Here is an 18333-nt window from a genome sequence, read left to right on the forward strand (position 1 = left end):
GTTGTACTCCTTTTCTAAAGCATACTAAATGAGTATTCGCAATTGGATATACTCATCTAAAATACTATTATACGTCTAAATTAACATTTTTAAAAGAGCTCCGGCGCAATTGCAGTTTATACCGCTGGTTTAATCCACAAAAAAGGGGAGTTTATCTCCCCTTTTCCACTAAATGTCCATACTTGAAAATAATTCTCGTATACTATCCCCAATTTGTATATCAGCTTCCACAAAAACGTCCTTGGAACCCCTGTTATAAACTACAGGCATTTTCATTTCTCTTCTTCCGTTGACAGAGGGTCTTTCATCCAGCACCATAGCTGTCTTTCCGCTCTGATTCTCCATCCTGATAACAGAATCAGTGATCTTCACATCGGATATAGGACTGTACTCTTCCCCAGCCACCACAATAGGCGCTTCGCTCTTAAGCATCAGGTGATCAATGCTGACGTGGTGGACCTTGCCAGGGATCCTGTCCACATTTTCTCTTTTTACAGCTGATATAAACACCGGCTCACCCTCGCCCCACCAGGAGTAAATGGCAGCCTTTTTAAGAACGCTGTCTGCAAAGTTCCTGGTATTTCCGCTTATATGGTGCATGGTGATGTTGTAGATCTCGCCTCCATCCCTGGACCAGATGCCGATTCCCCTGATGCAGTCCTTGAGGACGCAGTCTGACACGATCACGTCGTGGATAGGCCCGTAGGTCTCAGTGCCGATCTTGATGGCGCTGCAGCAGGTGCTGAGAACGCAGCTGTTTACTATGATATTCTCGCAGTCACCGTACTTCTTATACATAGGCGCTGTGGACTTAAGGACGATACAGTCATCGCCGCTTACTATGTTACAGCCCCTTATTATCACGTTTTTGCAGCAGTCAGGATCGATACCGTCAGTATTTACGCCCCTCTTGTGGTTCATGATCCTGATGTTCTCAATACGGACATTTCTGCATCCCGCCATATGCAAGGTCCAGAAAGCCGCATCCTTAAAGGTCACATCCACAATTGTGAGATTCTCCACATCCTCAAGAAAGCTCATCCTGGGCCTGAAGCCCTTCACGTTAAGCGGACACTCCTTGGGAGAGTCCTCTGGCTCATCGTCGTAAAAGACCTTTCGTCCCTGGCCATCAATTGTTCCAAAGCCCGAAATTGTAATATCCCTGGCATGGCAGGCATAGAGAAAGCAGCCTCCCTCCCAGCCTGTATCCGCGTTGTCATCTACAAAATCCTTGGAAAAATCCACCACATCCGCTTCATCAAGACTTGAAACGAGCACTGCTCCACTTTCAAGATGCAGCTCCACATTGGACTTAAGAAGGAGTGAACCCGACAGATACTCACCTGCCGGGAACACTACCCTTCCCCCCTCAGTGCTGCAATCATCTATAGCTCTTTGTATCGCATCCGTGCATTTGCTTATTCCATCTGGCTTTGCACCATAGTCAACTACATTAAAATCCTTCATTCTTAGCTATTACCTTCCCCTTTAGATCAGTCTCTATGCGGCACCCTCTCTGGGCCACAAAGATTTCTTTTCCGTTTATCAATCCTCTTGCCTTATCTCCGGAATTCTCCAGGACAAAAGAACTGTCTCCATAGGTCTGCTCATAGGTAACATCTGCACCCCTACTGCATCCCCACACTAGTTTATCACGGATAAGGCTCACTCCATACATTCTGGCAAAATATTCAAGACTTGAAAGGAGTGTGGGTCCATATCCATCCTGAAGCCCGGCAACGCTCTCCATGCAAGGCTCCATGGTAAAGGGATCGTACTGCTGAACGAAGGCATGTTCACTTCCTATTGCTTCAAACAGCTTATTTCCAAGCTTTGGAATAAGCTTATAATAGCCGTAATTCTCTAAAGCCCTGATGGCTCTTTGATAGGTAAGGCCCTGACACTGGCCACTCCAGTTGTTGACTCTTTCATTTCTAAAGACAGGGTCATTAGCCGCCACGCTTGGCAGCGGAAGCTTAGTCCAGAATTCATCAGGGTTAGTCAGGTGGTCATAGACGAAACGCTTTGCCTGTTCCGGATCCATGCTGCCCCAGTACATTGTTCTAAGGTTATTATGCAAAAGAGCTGTCATGGTCTGGTGCTTCTTGTCCCTGTCAAAGAAGGCACCATTTCTTTCATCCCACAGATAATCTCGCAACTTGTCCCTGACTTCTTTAGCTCTTTTATCATATAAAAGGGCGCTGTCCTCGTCCCCAAGAAGTCTTGCTATCTCTGAGACCACCTTCCTTGCTGAATAGGAGTAGCTCATGAAGTCCATGGAGGCGATAGGAACCAGGGTAAACTCATCTGGAGCCACATCCTTGTCCCAGTAGTTGGGGGCATCTCCGTACCTTACAGCGTTGTCTTCGCCGGTGTCATAGACGCACCAGCTCTCAAGACATCCGTCTCCGTCGGAATCCCGGACTGCCCATAAGTACTCATCGTACTTAATCAGTACTTCGTAGAGCTGCTGCAGATAAGCTTTATCTTTTCCAATGAGGTAATAGACATCTAGGGCAGGCTCTGCAAAGCAAAAGCCCTGGAACTTATCAAACTGTGGTACTATCACACCCTGCTTATTTTCTATGCTTCCGGGAAGGCGCCCGTCTTCCCTTTGATGGTCCATGAAGATCTTAACGTTATTAAGGGCTACTTCGATATTTCTTTTGCCATACATGGCTCCGCCCATGGGCTGGGTCTCGATCCAGACCTTCTCATAGCCGCCGCCCTCAATAAGGACTTCTTTATCCCCAAACCTTTTGATGTTCTTAAGGCACTTCTCCTCTGCGGCCCTAATAAGCGCCAATAGGGATGGATCAGAACAATCAAATCTAACACTTGCTTCAATCATAGTATTATCCTTTAAGTCCGCTTGTTCCGATTCCCTCTACCAGATACTTGTTAAAGAAAAGGAATATCAAAAAGACAGGAATCAGTGATAGGGTCGACATTGCAAACATTGCGCCATAGTCTGTCACCGATGCTGAGTCAGCGAAGAGCTTGATGGCGATGGAGGCTGTATAGGACTGTGGTCTTGATAAGTAAAGCAGTGGTCCCATATAGTCATCCCACTTCCAGTAGAACTGAATGATGACGGTGGTGACGATGGCTGGCTTTAACAATGGAAGGATTATTCTGGCGTAAATGCCATACTTGCTACAACCATCAATCTTGGCCGCCTCATCCAGCTCTCTTGGAATGCCTTGCATAAACTGCATCATTTGATATATAAAGAATGCCTGTCCGCAGAAGTATGGGAGGATCAGCGGTACATAACCAGGCACCAAATGAAGCCTGTAATATATAAGATACTGTGGGATCATAATTACCTGGCCTGGAAGCATCATTGTTGCCAGCATGCAGGTAAACCACAGGTTTCTTCCTCTGAATTTGATCCTTGAAAGGCTATAGGCCACCAGTGATGAGGATATAACCGTTCCAAAGGTTGCTATTGTTGTTACTACCATTGAGTTCTTAAAAAACACTGCAAAGCTCGTTCCGCCAAAGCCCCTGAAACCCGTTGGATAGTTGCTCATCTTAAGGTCTTTGGGAATAAGGCTAAGTGTTCCCCTTAGTATCTCTGCATTATCCTTAAAAGAGCCACTGATCATCCACAGAACCGGATAGACCATGATGAATCCAAAGGCCAGAACAAGGATGTGATACAGGATTTTTGTAATTAGTCTTCTTTCCTTCATGTCTCTCCCCCGTTAACCCTCTGCCTCATTAAATACCCAGAACTTGGAGCTTCTAAAGATAAGCAGTGTGATAAGGCTCATAACTATCAGCATTACCCAGCTCATGGCGCAGGCATAGCCCATGTTGTTGTACTTAAAGGCCTGATTGTACACATTAAGCGCATAGAGCATTGTGGCGTTGTTTGGCCCGCCACCAGTGATGATAAAGGCCTGGGTAAAGGTCATGAATGCCGCAATTGTCTGCATTACCAGGTTGTAAAGAATAATAGGTGACAGACATGGCAGTGTAATTCTAAAAAAGCTCTGGAAGCCATTGGCTCCGTCAATTTGAGCTGCTTCGTAGTAGGTCCTTGGTATTTCTTTTAACCCGGCAGCGAAGATGATCATTGAGGATCCAAACTGCCACACAGCCATCAGGATCAAGGGATAGATGGCCAGATGCTCATCGCCGAACCAGTTAATCTTCTCAAGGCCCATGTTCACAAGGATTGAGTTAAAAAGACCTTTCCTTGCAAAGAGTTGTTTCCACACAAGAGCCACAGCTACAGAACCGCCCACCAGTGATGGCACGTAGTAAAGGGATCTGTAGAGGGTTACCATTCTGCTTTTCCTTGTGAGGATATATGCCACAAGAAGAGCGAAAGATAGCTTGATGGGCACAGATATAAGTACGTACTGCAGGGTTTTAAGGATAGACTTTGAAAAGACCTCGTCCTTAAACAGGTTTAGAAAGTTCTTTACCCCTACAAATACTGCCTGCTTGCTTCCCAGAGAATAGTCCGTAAAAGAGTACCCAAGGGACATGCAGATAGGGATCAGCGAAAAGCACACAAATCCGAATATGAAAGGCGCAGCGAATACGTGTCCCACCACAGCATCGCTGTTTAGTTTTGCTCTAAGTTTCTCCACCCAAAATTCCTCCTGTAAAAAACCCCGCCTGTGTTACCAGGCGGGATTCTAATTATTTGAATAAAGCCTCTGCATCGGAATAGGTCTTTTGTGCTGCCTCATCCGCTGTAATCTCGCCGCTGACAACCTGTTGAATGTAGTTGAGGTAGTTATCCTGAACCTGATCCTGTCCATCAGGTGAAAGAACATTGTATTCACTTGGTGTAGGAAGCTTACTTACGTAATCAACGTAGTCATACATGATCTGCTGTGCTGTTGTCGCCTCTTTTGCAAGGGCTTCTCTAACAAGCTCGTTAGAAGGGATTCCTCTTTCTGCCTGAAGGATCATGTTGCAGTCGATGTCGTTCTCGAACCAGCTGATGAATGCTGCAGCTGCTTCCTTGTGAGCTGAATCCTGTGATACGCAGAGCATCTGTGATGACTGAATAACCATACCTGAATTACCATCTGCTGTAACCTTAGGAATTGGTGCAAGGGCAAGAGTTCTTCCCTGCTCTTCGCATACGTTGTAGATTGTTGGGAACTGGTTAACAGCAACCCATGTCATAGCTGCTTCGCCGGTAACGAGAAAGTCGTTCTCGATGTTGGTAACCTCTGCTGAAGCACCTGCGTCTGGGTATGAACCCTTCTTGATCATGTCAGCTCTCATCTGAATGAAAGGTGTAAGGAGCTGATAATCTGTGAAGCCCATTCCTGTAAGGTCGATGTTAAAGAAGCTGTTCTCGCCAAGGGCACCCTGCTGTGATACGTAAGCTGAGCAGCCTGCGATGAAGTCTGATGAAAGGAATGTGGATGAACCAAAGATTCCAAGCTTTTCTGTGATCAGGTCAGCTGCCTTCTGATAATCGTCCCAGGTCCAGTTCTCGTTAGGAAGCTCTGCTCCTGCTTCTTCGAACATTGCTGGATCATAAGCGATACCGTAGGTGTTGATTCCGTTGGTAAGTCCAAGCTGTGTGCCGTCTTTATCTCTTGTGGTCTTAAGGTTAGCCTCTGAGATGTTGGATACATCAACAACGCCTGATTCAATGTATTCGTCTAATGGGTAAATCTTATCAAGATACATAGGGAAGTTTCCGCCAAGCTGGAATACGTCCCATACTTCATCGGAAGCTACAAGAGTTTTGAGCTTGGTGAAGTAGTCGTCGAAAGAATAGAATTCATATTCAAAAGTGATGTTTGGATGAAGGCTCTCGTAGAGTTCGATTGCTGCGATTGTCTTGTCGTGTCTGTCCTGTGAACCCCACCATGCCATACGAAGTGTGATTTCTTCTTCAGATTCTGCTGGTGCTTCGGTAGCACTGTCAGCAGGTGCTTCTGCCTTTTCTTCCTTAGTGGCTTCCTGCTGTGGTGCAGAATCTGTGCTGTCTGCAGCAGCATTTCCGCAGCCTACAACTGATGCTGTCAGCATAGTCAATACCATTAAAGAACTAAGTAACCTTCTCTTCATGTTCTCCTCCTTATTCAAATCCCAACACATTTTGTTTGTAAAGACGTCTTTCTTTAATCAAAATTGTATCGGCGATTTTCCGGGGATTCAATGATTTCGGGCACTTTGAGCATTAAAGTGAAACTTAATCCATTTTTCAAACTATATTTACCGGTGTGATAATACAGTTGTAGTTTCCATGCATTTCAGCTCTTGTCTGGCAAAAGAGCTATCTATGTCTGGTCAGTGTCTTGCGATACTGGAGAGGAGTTACTGCCATCTGCTTCTTGAAGACCCTTTCAAAGTAAGTGAGGCTGTCGTAGCCCAGCCTGTTAGCAATCTCTGCCATGGACATATCCTCATTCATAAGGTATTCCTTGCTGGCTGCTATGCGGTAAAGATTGATATATTCTGAGATAGTGAAGTTAGTGACTTCTTTGAAAATCCTGCACAAGTATGACTTACTCATGTAGAACTTCTTTGCAAGAGCATCCACGGATTCAATTGTGGCGTAGTTCTTGGCGATGTAGTCTGCCACCTGATGAACTCTCTTCTGCTTATCGATATGGGACTTAACACCCTCGTCGTTGAACTTAACAGTCTTTTTCTTATCCCACTTCTCCTGCTCAAGCATGATCTGGAGAATATAGTTCTTAAGCTTTCCTTCTCTTGTCCCCGATTTGTCCTTTAGAACACCATTTTCAATGTCAGAAAGAATGCGCATCATAACCTCGTTATCCCCAACCTGGTAGACACCGTGGTGCTTATGGAAGAACTCACCTATATCGATGCCAAACAGCTCCGCTATAGGCCTAAAGCTCTTTTCCTCAATCTCTATAAGAAGTCTGTCGTGGAAATGTCCGCCAATGATGCAGGTCTTGGCGATAAGAGACTTGTCGATTATGGCAATGCACCCCTCAGAAAGGCGATAGCATCTGCCATCAACAAAAAAGAATCTCTCCCCCTTGAAGATGTACTGAATCTGATATTCATTGTGATAGAAACCAAGCTTGGAAGTAAAGTCCTGGTCTCTTTCAACTCTCCCGATTGCAAAACCGTCAAACTTTTCTCTGTAAATTGAAGTATACATTTGATCCCCCATAGCTTATGCTAATGTATATATTCTACAGTATATCAGGGGGTATGACCACAATGGAGTTAACTGAAATCAATGTAAGAGATCCTTTTATTCTTCCCTATGACGGCAAATACTATCTGTTCGGCACAAGAGCTAGGACCTGCTGGGGTAAGGCCGATGGCTTTGATGGCTATGTCAGCAGTGATCTAAAGACCTGGGATGGCCCCTTTGAAGTTTTCCACAAGCCCGATGACTTCTGGGCTGACAAGAACTACTGGGCTCCCGAGGTCCATGAATATCAAGGCGCATTTTATATGTTCGCAACCTTCAATTCAGAAGCCAAGGACATGAAGGGTACCATGATTCTTAAGGCCGACACCCCCCTTGGTCCCTACCGCCTTCACAGCGAAGGCAAGATCACTCCTGATGAGTGGAACTGCCTTGATGGCACCTTCTATGTGGATAAGGCTGGCAAGCCCTACATGGTATTTAGCCACGAATGGGTTGACCTTCAGGACGGCGAGATCTGCGCTGTAGAGCTTTCCTCAGATTTAAAAAGAGCTATCTCCACACCCAGAACGCTATTTAAGGCCTCCATGGCAAAGCCCTGGGTTTCTCCAATTAAGCATCGTCTCTTCGAAGGCCCTGTCTACGTAACTGACGGCCCCTTCATGCACCGCCTGCCCGACGGATCCCTCATAATGCTCTGGGCCAGCTTCTCAGAAGGCAACTACGCTGAAGGCATTGCCCACTCCGATAACGGCGACATCACCGGCAACTGGACCATCGACGAAATGCCCCTCTTCGACAAGGACGGCGGCCACGGCATGCTCTTCAAAGACTATGAAGGCCACCTCTACCTGGTCCTTCACCAGCCAAATAAGACACCCGAGGAACACCCCGTACTAATTCCACTAAGTGAAGAAGGCCTTTGCAAATGATGTTCCCTTTTGGCGACTATAACAATCGAGGGGAAGCCCCCACAGTTTCTATTTTGCGGTGTAAGAGCCGAGCTTGTAATTTAAGAGCTTTTCAAAAGTGCTTCAGAAATCCTGCTTGCGAATTAACTGTCTGAGGTTTGGCTTTTAGATTTTTAAGGCAGGTGCTTTTAATCTCGCTCGTTACAAAAAAGGTGCACATTTTCTCAGATGCTCCCGCAGCCTTTCTTTCAATGCGCATGCTGCACGAAAAGACTTGCAGGGCGGATTTATATTACATGGCAATTGGAGCTTTGCTCCATAGGCAAAATAATAAACGAGAATTTCCAAACTCTGTGAGCTTGGAAATCTCGTTTATTTTTTGCCGTAACGAGCGCTTTGCGCTCTTGCCATGTAATATAATCCTTACGCCCTGCTTCAGACAATCGTTCGCATGCGCGGGAAAGTCTGCCATGGGAGCATTAGAAAATGGCACTTTTATTGCCTATATTCGCGAGTATTAAAACACCCTGCCTTTAAAAATCAAAAGCCAAATCGAGTTTTAATTCGCAGGATTTAGAAGCACCTTTTGGAAAGCCTTAAATTACAGCGAGCGAACCACCGCAAAATAGAAACTGTGGGGGCTTCCCCTCGCATTGCCTTAACACCACAAAAAAGGGACTTGCATTTGCAAGTCCCTTAATAATTCTATGTGAGTGAGAATTAAGCCTCTTCCTCTGTCTTCTTCTTACGAGTTGTTCTCTTTGGCTTCTCTTCTCCGTCAGCTGCAGCTGCCTTCTTAGTTGTTGTCTTCTTAGCAGTTGTCTTCTTAGCTGGCTTCTCTTCTGCGTCTGCAGCAGCCTTCTTTGTTGTTGTCTTTCTAGTAGTTGTCTTCTTAGCTGGCTTCTCCTCTGCGTCTGCAGCAGCTGCCTTCTTAGTTGTTGTCTTCTTAACAGCAGCCTTCTTAGCTGTCTCCTTAACGTTCTCTACAAGGAAATCTGCAGCCTTCTGAACCTTAAGGTCATCACGCATAGTCTTCTGCTCAGTCTCAGACATAAGTCCCTTAAGCTTATCAAGGTCCATTCTGTACTGCTCAGCCATCTTCTTAAGCTCTTCCTCGAACTCTTCGTCAGAAACTTCGATCTTCTCAGCCTTAGCAACCTCTTCAAGAACGAGTCTAGCCTGAATTCTCTCGATAGCCTGTGGCTTAACCTGCTCAAGCATCTTGTCTACGCTTGAACCTGTGTACTGAAGGTACTGATCCATGTTCATGCCCTGCATCTGAAGTCTCTGTGCAAAGTCATTAACGATCTGTCTCTGCTGAGTCTCAACCATAGCCTCAGGAAGCTCCATGTCTGAATCCTCGATGACAGCCTTAACAACTTCATCTTCTCTCTGAGCCTTCTGCTCTGTAGCCTTCTTGTCAGCAAGCTTCTTCTTAACATCTTCCTTGTACTCAGCAAGTGTATCGAACTCTGATACATCGCTAGCGAACTCATCGTTGAGCTCAGGAAGCTCTTTAGCCTTGATAGCCTTAACTGTGCACTTGAATGTTGCAGCCTTACCAGCGAGCTCGTCTGCCTGATAATCCTCAGGGAATGTTACGTTAACGTCGCCTTCCTTGCCGATCTCAAATCCAACAAGCTGCTCCTCGAATCCAGGAATGAAAGCACCTGAACCGATTGTAAGAGGATAATCTGTTCCCTTGCCGCCCTGGAAAGCAACACCATCAACAAATCCCTCGAAGTCAAGAGTAACGATATCGTTCATCTCAACTGCTCTATCTGTAACGTCTACAGTTCTAGCGTTAGTATTTCTCTGTCTGTCGATCTCAGCATCAACTTCCTCGTCTGTTACGTCGAGATCCATCTTAGCTACCTCAACACCCTTGTACTTACCAAGCTTTACTGGAGGCTTAAGAGCAACTTCTGCTGTGAAAATGAAGTCCTTACCAGCCTCAAGCTGTTCTACATCAATCTTAGGAGAAGATACAACGTCCTCGCCGCACTCCTCAACTGCCTTAGGATACTCTTCCTCGATAAGTTCGTTGGCAGCATCCTCATAGAATACTCCCTTACCATACATCTGCTCGATCATCTTACGAGGAGCCTTACCCTTACGGAATCCAGGAATCTGGATCTTGTTCTTATTCTTGTCATAAGCCTTCTGGATAGCCTTCTCAAGCTGCTCTGCAGAAACAACGATTTTAAGCTTAGCCATGCTGTTCTCAAGCTTCTCTACTGTTACGCTCATTTCTTAATGATTCCTCCTAAAAAAATTTATGTAAAGAGCCACCATAATATAGTCGCAGCTCTTTAGTTGCCTATTTAGGCACAATCGCTTTCAGATTATATCATAGTGGCTTAAATATTTCCATCTTTTTTTCAATTTACGTATTCAATTTTGAAAGCATATTATAACCAGATATGAACACATTATTCCGCATTATAGAACTCCGTTCTCTTTTTTAACGTTGCAGATTATATTTGTATTAAGGATCAACATATCTTATAGCTGCAAATCCGTCTCTATCCTCAATATCATCATCGCCAAATAGTTCCATCTCGCCATCGCGATGTCTATAATACCTTAGATTTACGTCCTCATCTTCAATAGCAATAATGATTCTGAAGGCATAGCAAGGAAACATATTTCTTAGTTTACATCCCCATATTTCTGAGATAATAAGTGCAATTCTTAAAGCTTCCTCAGGATTCTCAACATCAAAATAATCGCCAATATTAAACTCACTAAAACTAGATTCAAATCCAGCCATATCATAATTAGCCCTTACTATTCTCTTTACGTCAGAATCTGTAAATGTCATTTTCTCACCAAATAATATAAATCCCTTCTCTTCGTAAAAATCAGGCCAAATCTTTTCTCTATTTCCACTTATCTTAAAATCTGATTCTTCGAGTTTATAAATCTTTGTTTTCATGTCTTTTGTGCATCTAATATCTTTAATGTCCATAATATGGTTCCTCTCCTAAATAATTCAGTCCTTTATTCATCGCTTTTTGTATCCATGGATCTTGTAATATTTTTTGTATTTTTTGTGGTGCTACCCTACCAGCTAAATCATATAGTAATCCTGTTACTGGACTAAATCTGTATTTTCCAGACCCTCTTTTTTATCCATAGCAGATATTTTAATATGTATGAAATATTAATATATGTATTTTTGTGAAAATGTAATATTATTTCTTTTGGTTCACAAACAAAAAGAGATTACCAAGCCTTTTCCTCGATGAATTTGTGATTTGGGTTTTGAAGTTATATTGATATATTTGTTGCCGTAATTTGGGGATTCTCTTTGATTCTTTATGCTAACGTTTTTCTGAATGTCTCATAATGGATTGTTTTTTAGCACTCTTGGGCAAATTCTAAACAATTGGCCATATTACCCAGGCAAAATCATGTTGCTATGGGTAAAAATGTATTCTCTGCCCATCTTGCCCATGAATCATGCCTCTGTCTTGGGTAATATCATTTTTTAAACCGATTTTGCCCAAACCACACTCCCCTTCCTTGGGTAACTTCACGCAAAACAATCATCTTACCCAAAAGCCGCTCCACAATCATGGGTATTTTTAAACAAAACATCCTTCTTACCCAAAAGCCACTCCTCTATCACGGGTAATTTCAAACAAAACATCCATCCGCCCCTATAACATAGGCAAATCCGCATAAATACTAGAGCTTGCCCTTATCTCTTTACAATTCCAAAAAAGCATGTTATTGTTGTCATCGCGAAATCTTTCGAATTCTTGATATTTTCTTATCGACATAATTCTTGTCAGATTTCAACTCTAATACAATTTAACAGAAAAGGGATTTTAATGTTTATTAGTGACATTGCATTAAAGGAAAAGCAGAGGCTTGTTGTACAGCTTCGTGCTTTGGAAGAACAATTTAATAAGAGGGAATTTCTCGAAGGCAAGATTTCTTTTAGCAAGAATGGTACTTCATACAAATTCTTCAATTTGACCAACATGAACCGGAGCTATATCCCAGCTGCAGAAAAAGATCTCATAAAGAGTCTCTGCACCAAGCGATATTATGAAGACAAAATATCTGCTTACAAAAAGGAAATTCGAGCGCTGGACTTATTTCTATCCAGGAGTCCCAAGGATCCTGACGATATTATCAGGAAACATCCTGAGCTGAGGTCATTCTTGCTAGATGTCCCTGAATATGCTGATGAAATTGATGAGTGGGCAACCGATGACGACGAATGTACCAAGCACCCTGAGCACTTGATAATTCAGACCCTCAAAGGAGATATGGTTCGCTCAAAGTCAGAAGCTATGATAGCTGATGAACTATTCAGATCCAAGGTTCCTTATATTTATGAGAAGAAACTTGCGGTAGGAAGCGATTTCTTTTACCCTGACTTCACAGTCAAAAACAAAAGGACCGGTCAAATCTATATTTGGGAACACTTTGGAAAGATGGATGATCCAAAATATATTGAGAATAATTGCTTGTACAAGCTCAATAGATATTTAAGAGCCGGCTACATACCAAGCATCAACTTCATTGCAACCTATGAAGACCCCAAGAATCCTTTTTATCCTATCAAGGTGTCTCAGATAATTGAGCAGTATCTCACTTGAAGTAGGATTTACCTGTCATAATATTTGTCTTCGGTCTGATGTTGTCGGTCATCTTGGGTAAATTTGAAATAACCACTAATCTTGCCCAGGGTATGGATTGGTGTCTTGGGTAAACTAGCAATAATCGGCATTCTTGCCCAAGGAATGAGTTGGTGTCTTGGGCAAAAAGGCAATATTTTCAATTCTTACCCGAGTCATGAGCTGATGTCATGGGTAAATATATAATAATCGGCATTCTTGCCCAAGTTATGTGTTGGTATCATGGGTAAAAAAACAATAATTACTATTCTTGCCCGAGTTATACATTGGTGCCACGGGCAAATCCTAAAAAATCGACACTTTTGCCCAACGCATTCACTACTATCACGGGTAAATATATATAATTCCTCATTCTTGCCCAATACATACGCTGATGCCCTGGGTAAATTTGCGATAATCGCCTTTCTTGCCCAATACATATAATGTTGCTGTGGGTAATAATCTCTTTTCCAATCAATAATTATAAAATATGGTTTTACGCCAAAACAATTTTCTCAGTACTCATGTAGGCGTTGCTATATCTCTGATCTCCGGAAACGTCGTCCCTGAACCAGCTGGCAGGATTGTACAAAAGAGCTATCTCTTTACTAGGAAATTCTACTTCTGCAAGAACTCTGCCTCTATAAACGCCTTCAAATACATCCAGTTCAATCTTCATGTCACCGTTTCGTATCATATCTGCAACATCAGGATGGTCTCTCAGGAACTCCTTGGTAAAACTATCATCGTTGAGAGGAATAAGGTATCTCCTCTTAGAGATTACGTTGCCATCTGCCTTGGCAATTAAATGTCCGTAGCTCTTAGCATCCAGAGGCATGTTGTACTCGGTCTGGCCGATTCCATCTGCGTTTCTGTTGCCCTTATAGGTCATGTAATAAGAGTCATCCTCACGTCTCACGCGGACAGCTGGAGAAACATTAAGATAGCCCTGCTCAATCCTGTGGCAAGGAAATCTCTCAAGCCCCTCCGGAAGGCTCTTTATTGTAAACTTTCTCTCAATCTCTACTCCCATAAATCCCCCTGAATAATAGAATCTGAAACTAGAAAGCATGTTGCTTGCAACATGCTCGCGCCGAGCGCGGTTGCATTTATGCAACATTTACCTATCGCGCGATGTGCAGATCACTTGGCGAGGTTTTTTCGAGCCTAGTGAAATGTCATACACAGTAGTGTGCATCCATAGCGGAGCGTTTTTTATGATATAGGAATTTCGGAGAAATTTCCTATATCTAAATAAGGGTGCCATACCTGACACCCTCATCAAATACATTATTTATTATATACGATTTTTGCAGCCATTTCATCTGCCGCTTCCTTACCCTGGAAGTGCTCAATAATAGCAAGCCCAAATGGAATAGCTGTTCCCATGCCACGGCTTGTGATAAAGTTGCCGTCCTTAGTAACCTCAGTGGTCTGCACATCTGCACTGCCTAAGTCCACTTCGCATCCCGGATAGCAGCAAGCTTTTTTACCATCAAGGATTCCCATCTTGCCGTATACAGTAGGTGCTGCGCAGATAGCTGCCAGCATCTTGCCCTTCTGGTTAAAAGAACTAATCTGATCTTTAAGCTTATCGCAAGCCCCAAGATTCCTGGTTCCTGGCTGGCCACCTGGAAGAATGATCATATCAATTCCGTCAAAGTCCACATCCTCCAAAAGGGCATCACTTTCCACGGTAATGTTGTGTGATCCAGTGACACTCTTTCTTCCCATGATTGATGCCATGGTGATCTCTATGCCAGCGCGTCTTAAAAGGTCCACAACTGTAAGAGCCTCTATCTCCTCAAATCCATCTGCCAAAAAAATCGCTGTTTTTGCCATACTTCCTCCTTGGTAAATCGCTGAATTATTAAGTCAAAAAAATGATACTGTCCAAAGTCTGTAAACCTCGAACAGTACCATTATAACATCTAATGATTTCTAATAGTTTTATTATCTGATCTCTTTGGTAGATTCCCCAACAATAAGTTCTCCAGGGAATACTATATGTCTATGATGACTCTCTCCCTCGATAATGTCAAAGATAAGTCTCATAGTCTCCTTAGAAATCTCATCAAGAGGCTGCTTAATGGTGGTAAGACGAGGAATGCAAAAATCCGCCATCTCCTGTCCGTCGAATCCGGCAACGCTTACGTCCTGAGGAACTCTAAGGCCTGCATCTGCCAGGGCACGAAGGGCACCGATGGCAAGCACGTCGGAAATGCAGTAAATGGCTGTGAACTTCTCACCGGACTTGATAAGGGCTCTGGTGGTGTCATAACCGTTACGCATGGAATAAATGCGCCTGTCTACAAAGCGGATAAGCTTCTCATTAGGCTCGATTCCATTGTCCTTAAGGGCCTGAAGATATCCCTGAAGTCTTTGCTGAACAACTGAAGGGTTATCATTACCCTCAGTAAGGATGGCGATCTTCTTGTGGCCAAGGCCAATGAGATACTCCACCATCTTGCGGCTTTCAAGGGCATCATCCACTGATACTGTTGAATAGGAGTTCCTACTGAGATTATCAGAAATATCAGAACCGATAGTGGCAAAAACAACCGGTACATTGAGCTTCTTGATCTTATCTGCTGAATGCATGGCACTTCCGCCCATGAATATGATTCCGCGAAGTCGTTTCTCTTTTTCCAGCTCAAGAGCAACGTCCACCTCGTCTTCATAGGCTTCAACGTGTCTAAGTACAAGAGCATAGCCCTTTTCCTCAGTGGCCTGTTCAACCACCTCGATCATAGGTGAGAAGAAGGGGTTAGTAATACCCTTTACCAGCACTGCTATGCACTTGGCATCTATTCTCTTAAGGTTTCTTGCGCTGTTATTGGGAATATAGCCTGTCTCCTCGATGACGGCCATAATCCTTTTCTTAGTCTCAGGATTGATATCTGAGTGATCATTTAAAGCCCTGGATACGGTGCTGACTCCAACACCGCATCTTTTGGCTATTTCTTTAATTGTTATACCTGCCATAATAACAACCTACGCTTTTATTATTTTGAAAGTCTCTTGTATATCCTAGCATAGTCCAGCATCTTTTGGGCAAGTTCTTCTGAGAGAGCATCCTTCTTCATGCGCCATACCCAGTTGCCGCCGAGGGTAGAAGGAGTGTTGATCCTTGCATTGCCTGGAAGCTCAAGGTAATCCTGCATAGGGATAATAACTGTATCTGAAACGCTGGCAAAGGCAGCTCTGATCATAGCCCATACTGCCTCTTTGCTGTATCTGATGCCAAGATACTCCTTACAGAACTTGCGGTCCTGTCTTGGGATATCATTGAACCATCCTCTTGTTGTGGCATTGTCATGGGTTCCAGTATAAACGATACAGTTCTTAGTATAGTTATGAGGCAGATAATCGCTCTCTTCTCTTGAATCAAAAGCAAACTGAAGGATCTTCATTCCTGGATAACCAGTTCTCTGAACCAGCTTAATTACTGATGGTGTAAGGAATCCAAGGTCCTCAGCGATGACTCTCTTCTCGCCCAGCTCTTTCTTCATTGTGTCAAAGAGTTCAATTCCTGGGCCCTTTCTCCACTCGCCAATCTCAGCTGTTGGATTGCCATAAGGAATTGCATAGTACTCATCAAAGCCTCTGAAATGGTCGATTCTTACTACATCGTAAAGTCTGTAGCAGTGAGCGATTCGCTTCATCCACCACTTATATCCTGTCTTCTTGTGGTAATCCCAGCGGTAAAGAGGATTGCCCCAGAGCTGACCTGTTGCACTAAAGGCATCTGGTGGGCATCCAGCCACGTCGATAGGTACATTGTTCTTATCAAGCTGGAACAGTTCTGGATTAGCCCAGGTATCAGCGCTATCAAAGGCAACATAGATTGGGATATCTCCGATGATATCTATGCCCCTCTTGTTGGCATATTCCTTAAGTGCCATCCACTGCTTAGCAAAGAGATACTGAAGGAAGCTATAAAAATCTATCTCCTCCTTGTACTTCTCTTTAGCTTTAGCCATGGCATCTTTTTTACGTAATCTAATGCCCTCTTCCCATGTATTCCAGGCTCTTCCGCCGTTGTCGTTCTTAAGAGCCATGAAAAGAGCATAATCAAAGAGCCAGTCGTTGTTTCTGGACTTCTTAAAGGCCTCAAATTCCTTGATTATGGTCTTGGAATTCTTGCTCTTACCGATATTATCATAGGCCTTCTTAAGAAGGTCGAAACGATGACGATACATTCTCTCGTAGTCAATATACTCTTCAGTTCCGCCAAAGTCGTACTTATCAGGGTCTGCCTTACTAAGGAGTCCCTCACCGATAAGTGCGTCGATATCTATAAAATATGGGTTTCCAGCAAATGTTGAAAAAGACTGATATGGAGAATCTCCATAGCTTGTTGGTCCTAATGGTAATATCTGCCAGTAGCTCTGCCCGGTCTTTTCAAGGAAATCCACAAAGTCATAAGCCTCCTTGGAAAAAGATCCTATTCCATACTTTGATGACAATGAAAAAATAGGTAGAAGCACTCCACAAGCTCTTTTACTTTTCTGTGTCTTTGCCATTTTAATCCCTCTCAATCTGAAAAAATAATACTTGAATGTGAATGTTCCGGAACAAATTCAAAATTACCGGTAACGTTTCCATAACTCTACTTTACACGTTTCTATGTATTTTTTCAAGTTATAGTTCTTTTACCATATAAAAAGAGGATCGACCATTTCGGGCCGATCCTCCTAGGTTGTCACAAATTAAATTAGCATTTATGCCCCTGTAGTGAATTCGTTTTTCTTGATACCCCAGATTAAGTTTCTCCACTGTTCCAGCTGATCTGGTGTCATGAAACCATTTGATGTTCCCATGTAACCGATCTTGTAGGATGCGAACAGAAGCGCATTCTTGATGGCATTAACGCTATCTCCTGTCTCCATGTAGTAATGGAGGAAGCAGGCGAACAGGGCGTTACCAGCACCAATGGTGTTAACAACCTCATTGGTTTTAACGGTTTTGTAGTGAACTCTCAGGTTCTGAGTCTTATCAAAGAGGATAAGTCCTTCACTACCCTGTCCAAGGATGATTATCTCAGTGCCATAGGTTGCGGACATACGATCAATGAATTCGTACGGATCCTCTCCAAGGTTATCATCACTAAAGTAAAGAACCTTGGCTGGCTCTAAGAAATCAGTATTATATTTTTCTTTTTCTCTGTTATAGGTTCTGATATTAACTGCGATAGGTTTCTTGCGGGCAGCAGCCTCTTTAGCAAAAGGTCTGCAGAAGTTAGCGTTGGCAAGCACCATCATGTCGCAGCTCTCTGCGATTGGAGCAACCATAGACATGTCATAGACATTCTCACGAAGATCCTTGATATCTTCAAAGATCTGCTGCTTTCTGTCCTTATCATAAAGAACTACCTCAGTAGGAGTTTCCTTCATCTGAGGAATGATGTATTCGGTGGAAAGAGTAATCTTACGGTCTGGCGGATTGATAAGACTAAGATCCTGATTGCGTCCAACGATGGACATGAAGGTCACGTCATCGCCCAGCCACTTAAGAGCCAGGGACTCGTTGTAAGCATCTCCGCCCATAGCTGTAAAAATGGAATCATTTACGCTAGTAAGTGGTGCATAGCTTACGGGAATCTTGTCTACTCTGACGATAGTCTCAATTTGTGTAACACCAGCTACCAAGAACTTACTCATATTAG

15 protein-coding genes are annotated in these 18333 nt (G+C 43.5%); 2 read left to right on the plus strand and 13 right to left on the minus strand.

The window, feature by feature from the left end; all coding sequences use genetic code 11:
* Positions 1-168: 168 nt before the first annotated feature.
* The 6 genes from T541_RS19445 to T541_RS0111450 all read right to left on the minus strand — a co-directional run bounded on the left by T541_RS19445 (position 169) and on the right by T541_RS0111450 (position 7123).
* Positions 169-1467 carry a glycoside hydrolase family 28 protein gene (locus T541_RS19445; RefSeq protein ID WP_034466921.1) on the minus strand — a complete coding sequence of 433 codons (1299 nt, stop codon included), beginning with the start codon at positions 1465-1467 and terminating at the stop codon, positions 169-171.
* Positions 1454-2851: an MGH1-like glycoside hydrolase domain-containing protein gene (locus tag T541_RS19450; protein ID WP_051538214.1), complete on the minus strand. Its 1398-nt coding sequence runs from the start codon at positions 2849-2851 to the stop codon at positions 1454-1456. The genes T541_RS19445 and T541_RS19450 overlap by 14 nt, the downstream gene beginning before the upstream one ends.
* Positions 2852-2855: 4 nt before the next feature.
* The gene (locus T541_RS0111435) at positions 2856-3698 is read right to left on the minus strand and encodes a carbohydrate ABC transporter permease (protein WP_034466924.1); all 843 of its coding nucleotides are present in this window, start codon (positions 3696-3698) and stop codon (positions 2856-2858) included.
* Between the two features lie 12 nt (positions 3699-3710).
* The gene (locus tag T541_RS0111440; protein WP_026652866.1) at positions 3711-4607 is read right to left on the minus strand and encodes a carbohydrate ABC transporter permease; all 897 of its coding nucleotides are present in this window, start codon (positions 4605-4607) and stop codon (positions 3711-3713) included.
* Between the two features lie 52 nt (positions 4608-4659).
* A complete protein-coding gene (locus T541_RS0111445; RefSeq protein WP_026652867.1) occupies positions 4660-6054 on the minus strand; it encodes an ABC transporter substrate-binding protein in 1395 nt (464 codons plus the stop codon).
* 208 nt (positions 6055-6262) lie between these two features.
* Positions 6263-7123 (minus strand): AraC family transcriptional regulator, encoded by an 861-nt coding sequence (locus T541_RS0111450; protein WP_026652868.1) that lies wholly within the window; start codon positions 7121-7123, stop codon positions 6263-6265.
* 62 nt (positions 7124-7185) lie between these two features.
* Between T541_RS0111450 and T541_RS0111455 the strand changes: the two genes are divergently transcribed.
* Positions 7186-8052: a glycoside hydrolase family 43 protein gene (locus tag T541_RS0111455; RefSeq protein WP_034466927.1), complete on the plus strand. Its 867-nt coding sequence runs from the start codon at positions 7186-7188 to the stop codon at positions 8050-8052.
* Positions 8053-8751: 699 nt separating this feature from the next.
* Here the strand turns inward: T541_RS0111455 and tig are convergent.
* Together tig and T541_RS0111465 are read right to left on the minus strand one after the other, a co-directional pair.
* Positions 8752-10281 (minus strand): trigger factor, encoded by a 1530-nt coding sequence (gene tig, locus T541_RS0111460; protein WP_026652870.1) that lies wholly within the window; start codon positions 10279-10281, stop codon positions 8752-8754.
* Positions 10282-10519: 238 nt separating this feature from the next.
* Positions 10520-11002 carry a hypothetical protein gene (locus T541_RS0111465; protein ID WP_026652871.1) on the minus strand — a complete coding sequence of 161 codons (483 nt, stop codon included), beginning with the start codon at positions 11000-11002 and terminating at the stop codon, positions 10520-10522.
* Positions 11003-11870: 868 nt separating this feature from the next.
* Between T541_RS0111465 and T541_RS20745 the strand changes: the two genes are divergently transcribed.
* Positions 11871-12647, plus strand: coding sequence for a hypothetical protein (locus T541_RS20745; protein ID WP_051538215.1), 777 nt, complete (start codon positions 11871-11873; stop codon positions 12645-12647).
* Positions 12648-13161: 514 nt separating this feature from the next.
* Here T541_RS20745 and T541_RS19460 read toward each other — a convergent pair.
* The 5 genes from T541_RS19460 to T541_RS0111500 form a co-directional block, all read right to left on the minus strand.
* Complete coding sequence (locus T541_RS19460) at positions 13162-13698, minus strand: CYTH domain-containing protein (protein WP_034466931.1); 537 nt, start codon at positions 13696-13698, stop codon at positions 13162-13164.
* A gap of 257 nt (positions 13699-13955) precedes the next feature.
* The gene (locus T541_RS0111485; protein WP_026652872.1) at positions 13956-14507 is read right to left on the minus strand and encodes a DJ-1 family glyoxalase III; all 552 of its coding nucleotides are present in this window, start codon (positions 14505-14507) and stop codon (positions 13956-13958) included.
* Positions 14508-14618: 111 nt separating this feature from the next.
* Positions 14619-15650 carry a LacI family DNA-binding transcriptional regulator gene (locus T541_RS0111490; RefSeq protein WP_026652873.1) on the minus strand — a complete coding sequence of 344 codons (1032 nt, stop codon included), beginning with the start codon at positions 15648-15650 and terminating at the stop codon, positions 14619-14621.
* Between the two features lie 20 nt (positions 15651-15670).
* Complete coding sequence (gene malQ / locus T541_RS0111495; protein ID WP_026652874.1) at positions 15671-17191, minus strand: 4-alpha-glucanotransferase; 1521 nt, start codon at positions 17189-17191, stop codon at positions 15671-15673.
* Positions 17192-17389: 198 nt separating this feature from the next.
* A complete protein-coding gene (locus T541_RS0111500) occupies positions 17390-18328 on the minus strand; it encodes a carbohydrate kinase family protein (RefSeq protein ID WP_026652875.1) in 939 nt (312 codons plus the stop codon).
* Positions 18329-18333 lie beyond the last annotated feature (5 nt).

This window comes from Butyrivibrio proteoclasticus P6B7 (assembly GCF_000622085.1).
Lineage (GTDB): Bacteria > Bacillota > Clostridia > Lachnospirales > Lachnospiraceae > Butyrivibrio > Butyrivibrio proteoclasticus_A.

Excerpts from the sequence above, each read along its gene's own strand:
- tig (WP_026652870.1), bottom strand. The coding sequence starts at position 10,281 with ATGAGCGTAACAGTAGAGAAGCTTGAGAACAGCATGGCTAAGCTTAAA.
- T541_RS0111500 (WP_026652875.1), bottom strand. The coding sequence starts at position 18,328 with ATGAGTAAGTTCTTGGTAGCTGGTGTTACACAAATTGAGACTATCGTC.
- T541_RS19460 (WP_034466931.1), bottom strand. The coding sequence starts at position 13,698 with ATGGGAGTAGAGATTGAGAGAAAGTTTACAATAAAGAGCCTTCCGGAG.
- T541_RS20745 (WP_051538215.1), top strand. The coding sequence starts at position 11,871 with ATGTTTATTAGTGACATTGCATTAAAGGAAAAGCAGAGGCTTGTTGTA.
- T541_RS0111450 (WP_026652868.1), bottom strand. The coding sequence starts at position 7,123 with ATGTATACTTCAATTTACAGAGAAAAGTTTGACGGTTTTGCAATCGGG.
- T541_RS0111490 (WP_026652873.1), bottom strand. The coding sequence starts at position 15,650 with ATGGCAGGTATAACAATTAAAGAAATAGCCAAAAGATGCGGTGTTGGA.
- T541_RS19445 (WP_034466921.1), bottom strand. The coding sequence starts at position 1,467 with ATGAAGGATTTTAATGTAGTTGACTATGGTGCAAAGCCAGATGGAATA.
- T541_RS0111455 (WP_034466927.1), top strand. The coding sequence starts at position 7,186 with ATGGAGTTAACTGAAATCAATGTAAGAGATCCTTTTATTCTTCCCTAT.
- T541_RS0111485 (WP_026652872.1), bottom strand. The coding sequence starts at position 14,507 with ATGGCAAAAACAGCGATTTTTTTGGCAGATGGATTTGAGGAGATAGAG.
- T541_RS0111435 (WP_034466924.1), bottom strand. The coding sequence starts at position 3,698 with ATGAAGGAAAGAAGACTAATTACAAAAATCCTGTATCACATCCTTGTT.
- T541_RS0111445 (WP_026652867.1), bottom strand. The coding sequence starts at position 6,054 with ATGAAGAGAAGGTTACTTAGTTCTTTAATGGTATTGACTATGCTGACA.
- T541_RS0111465 (WP_026652871.1), bottom strand. The coding sequence starts at position 11,002 with ATGGACATTAAAGATATTAGATGCACAAAAGACATGAAAACAAAGATT.
- T541_RS19450 (WP_051538214.1), bottom strand. The coding sequence starts at position 2,851 with ATGATTGAAGCAAGTGTTAGATTTGATTGTTCTGATCCATCCCTATTG.
- malQ (WP_026652874.1), bottom strand. The coding sequence starts at position 17,191 with ATGGCAAAGACACAGAAAAGTAAAAGAGCTTGTGGAGTGCTTCTACCT.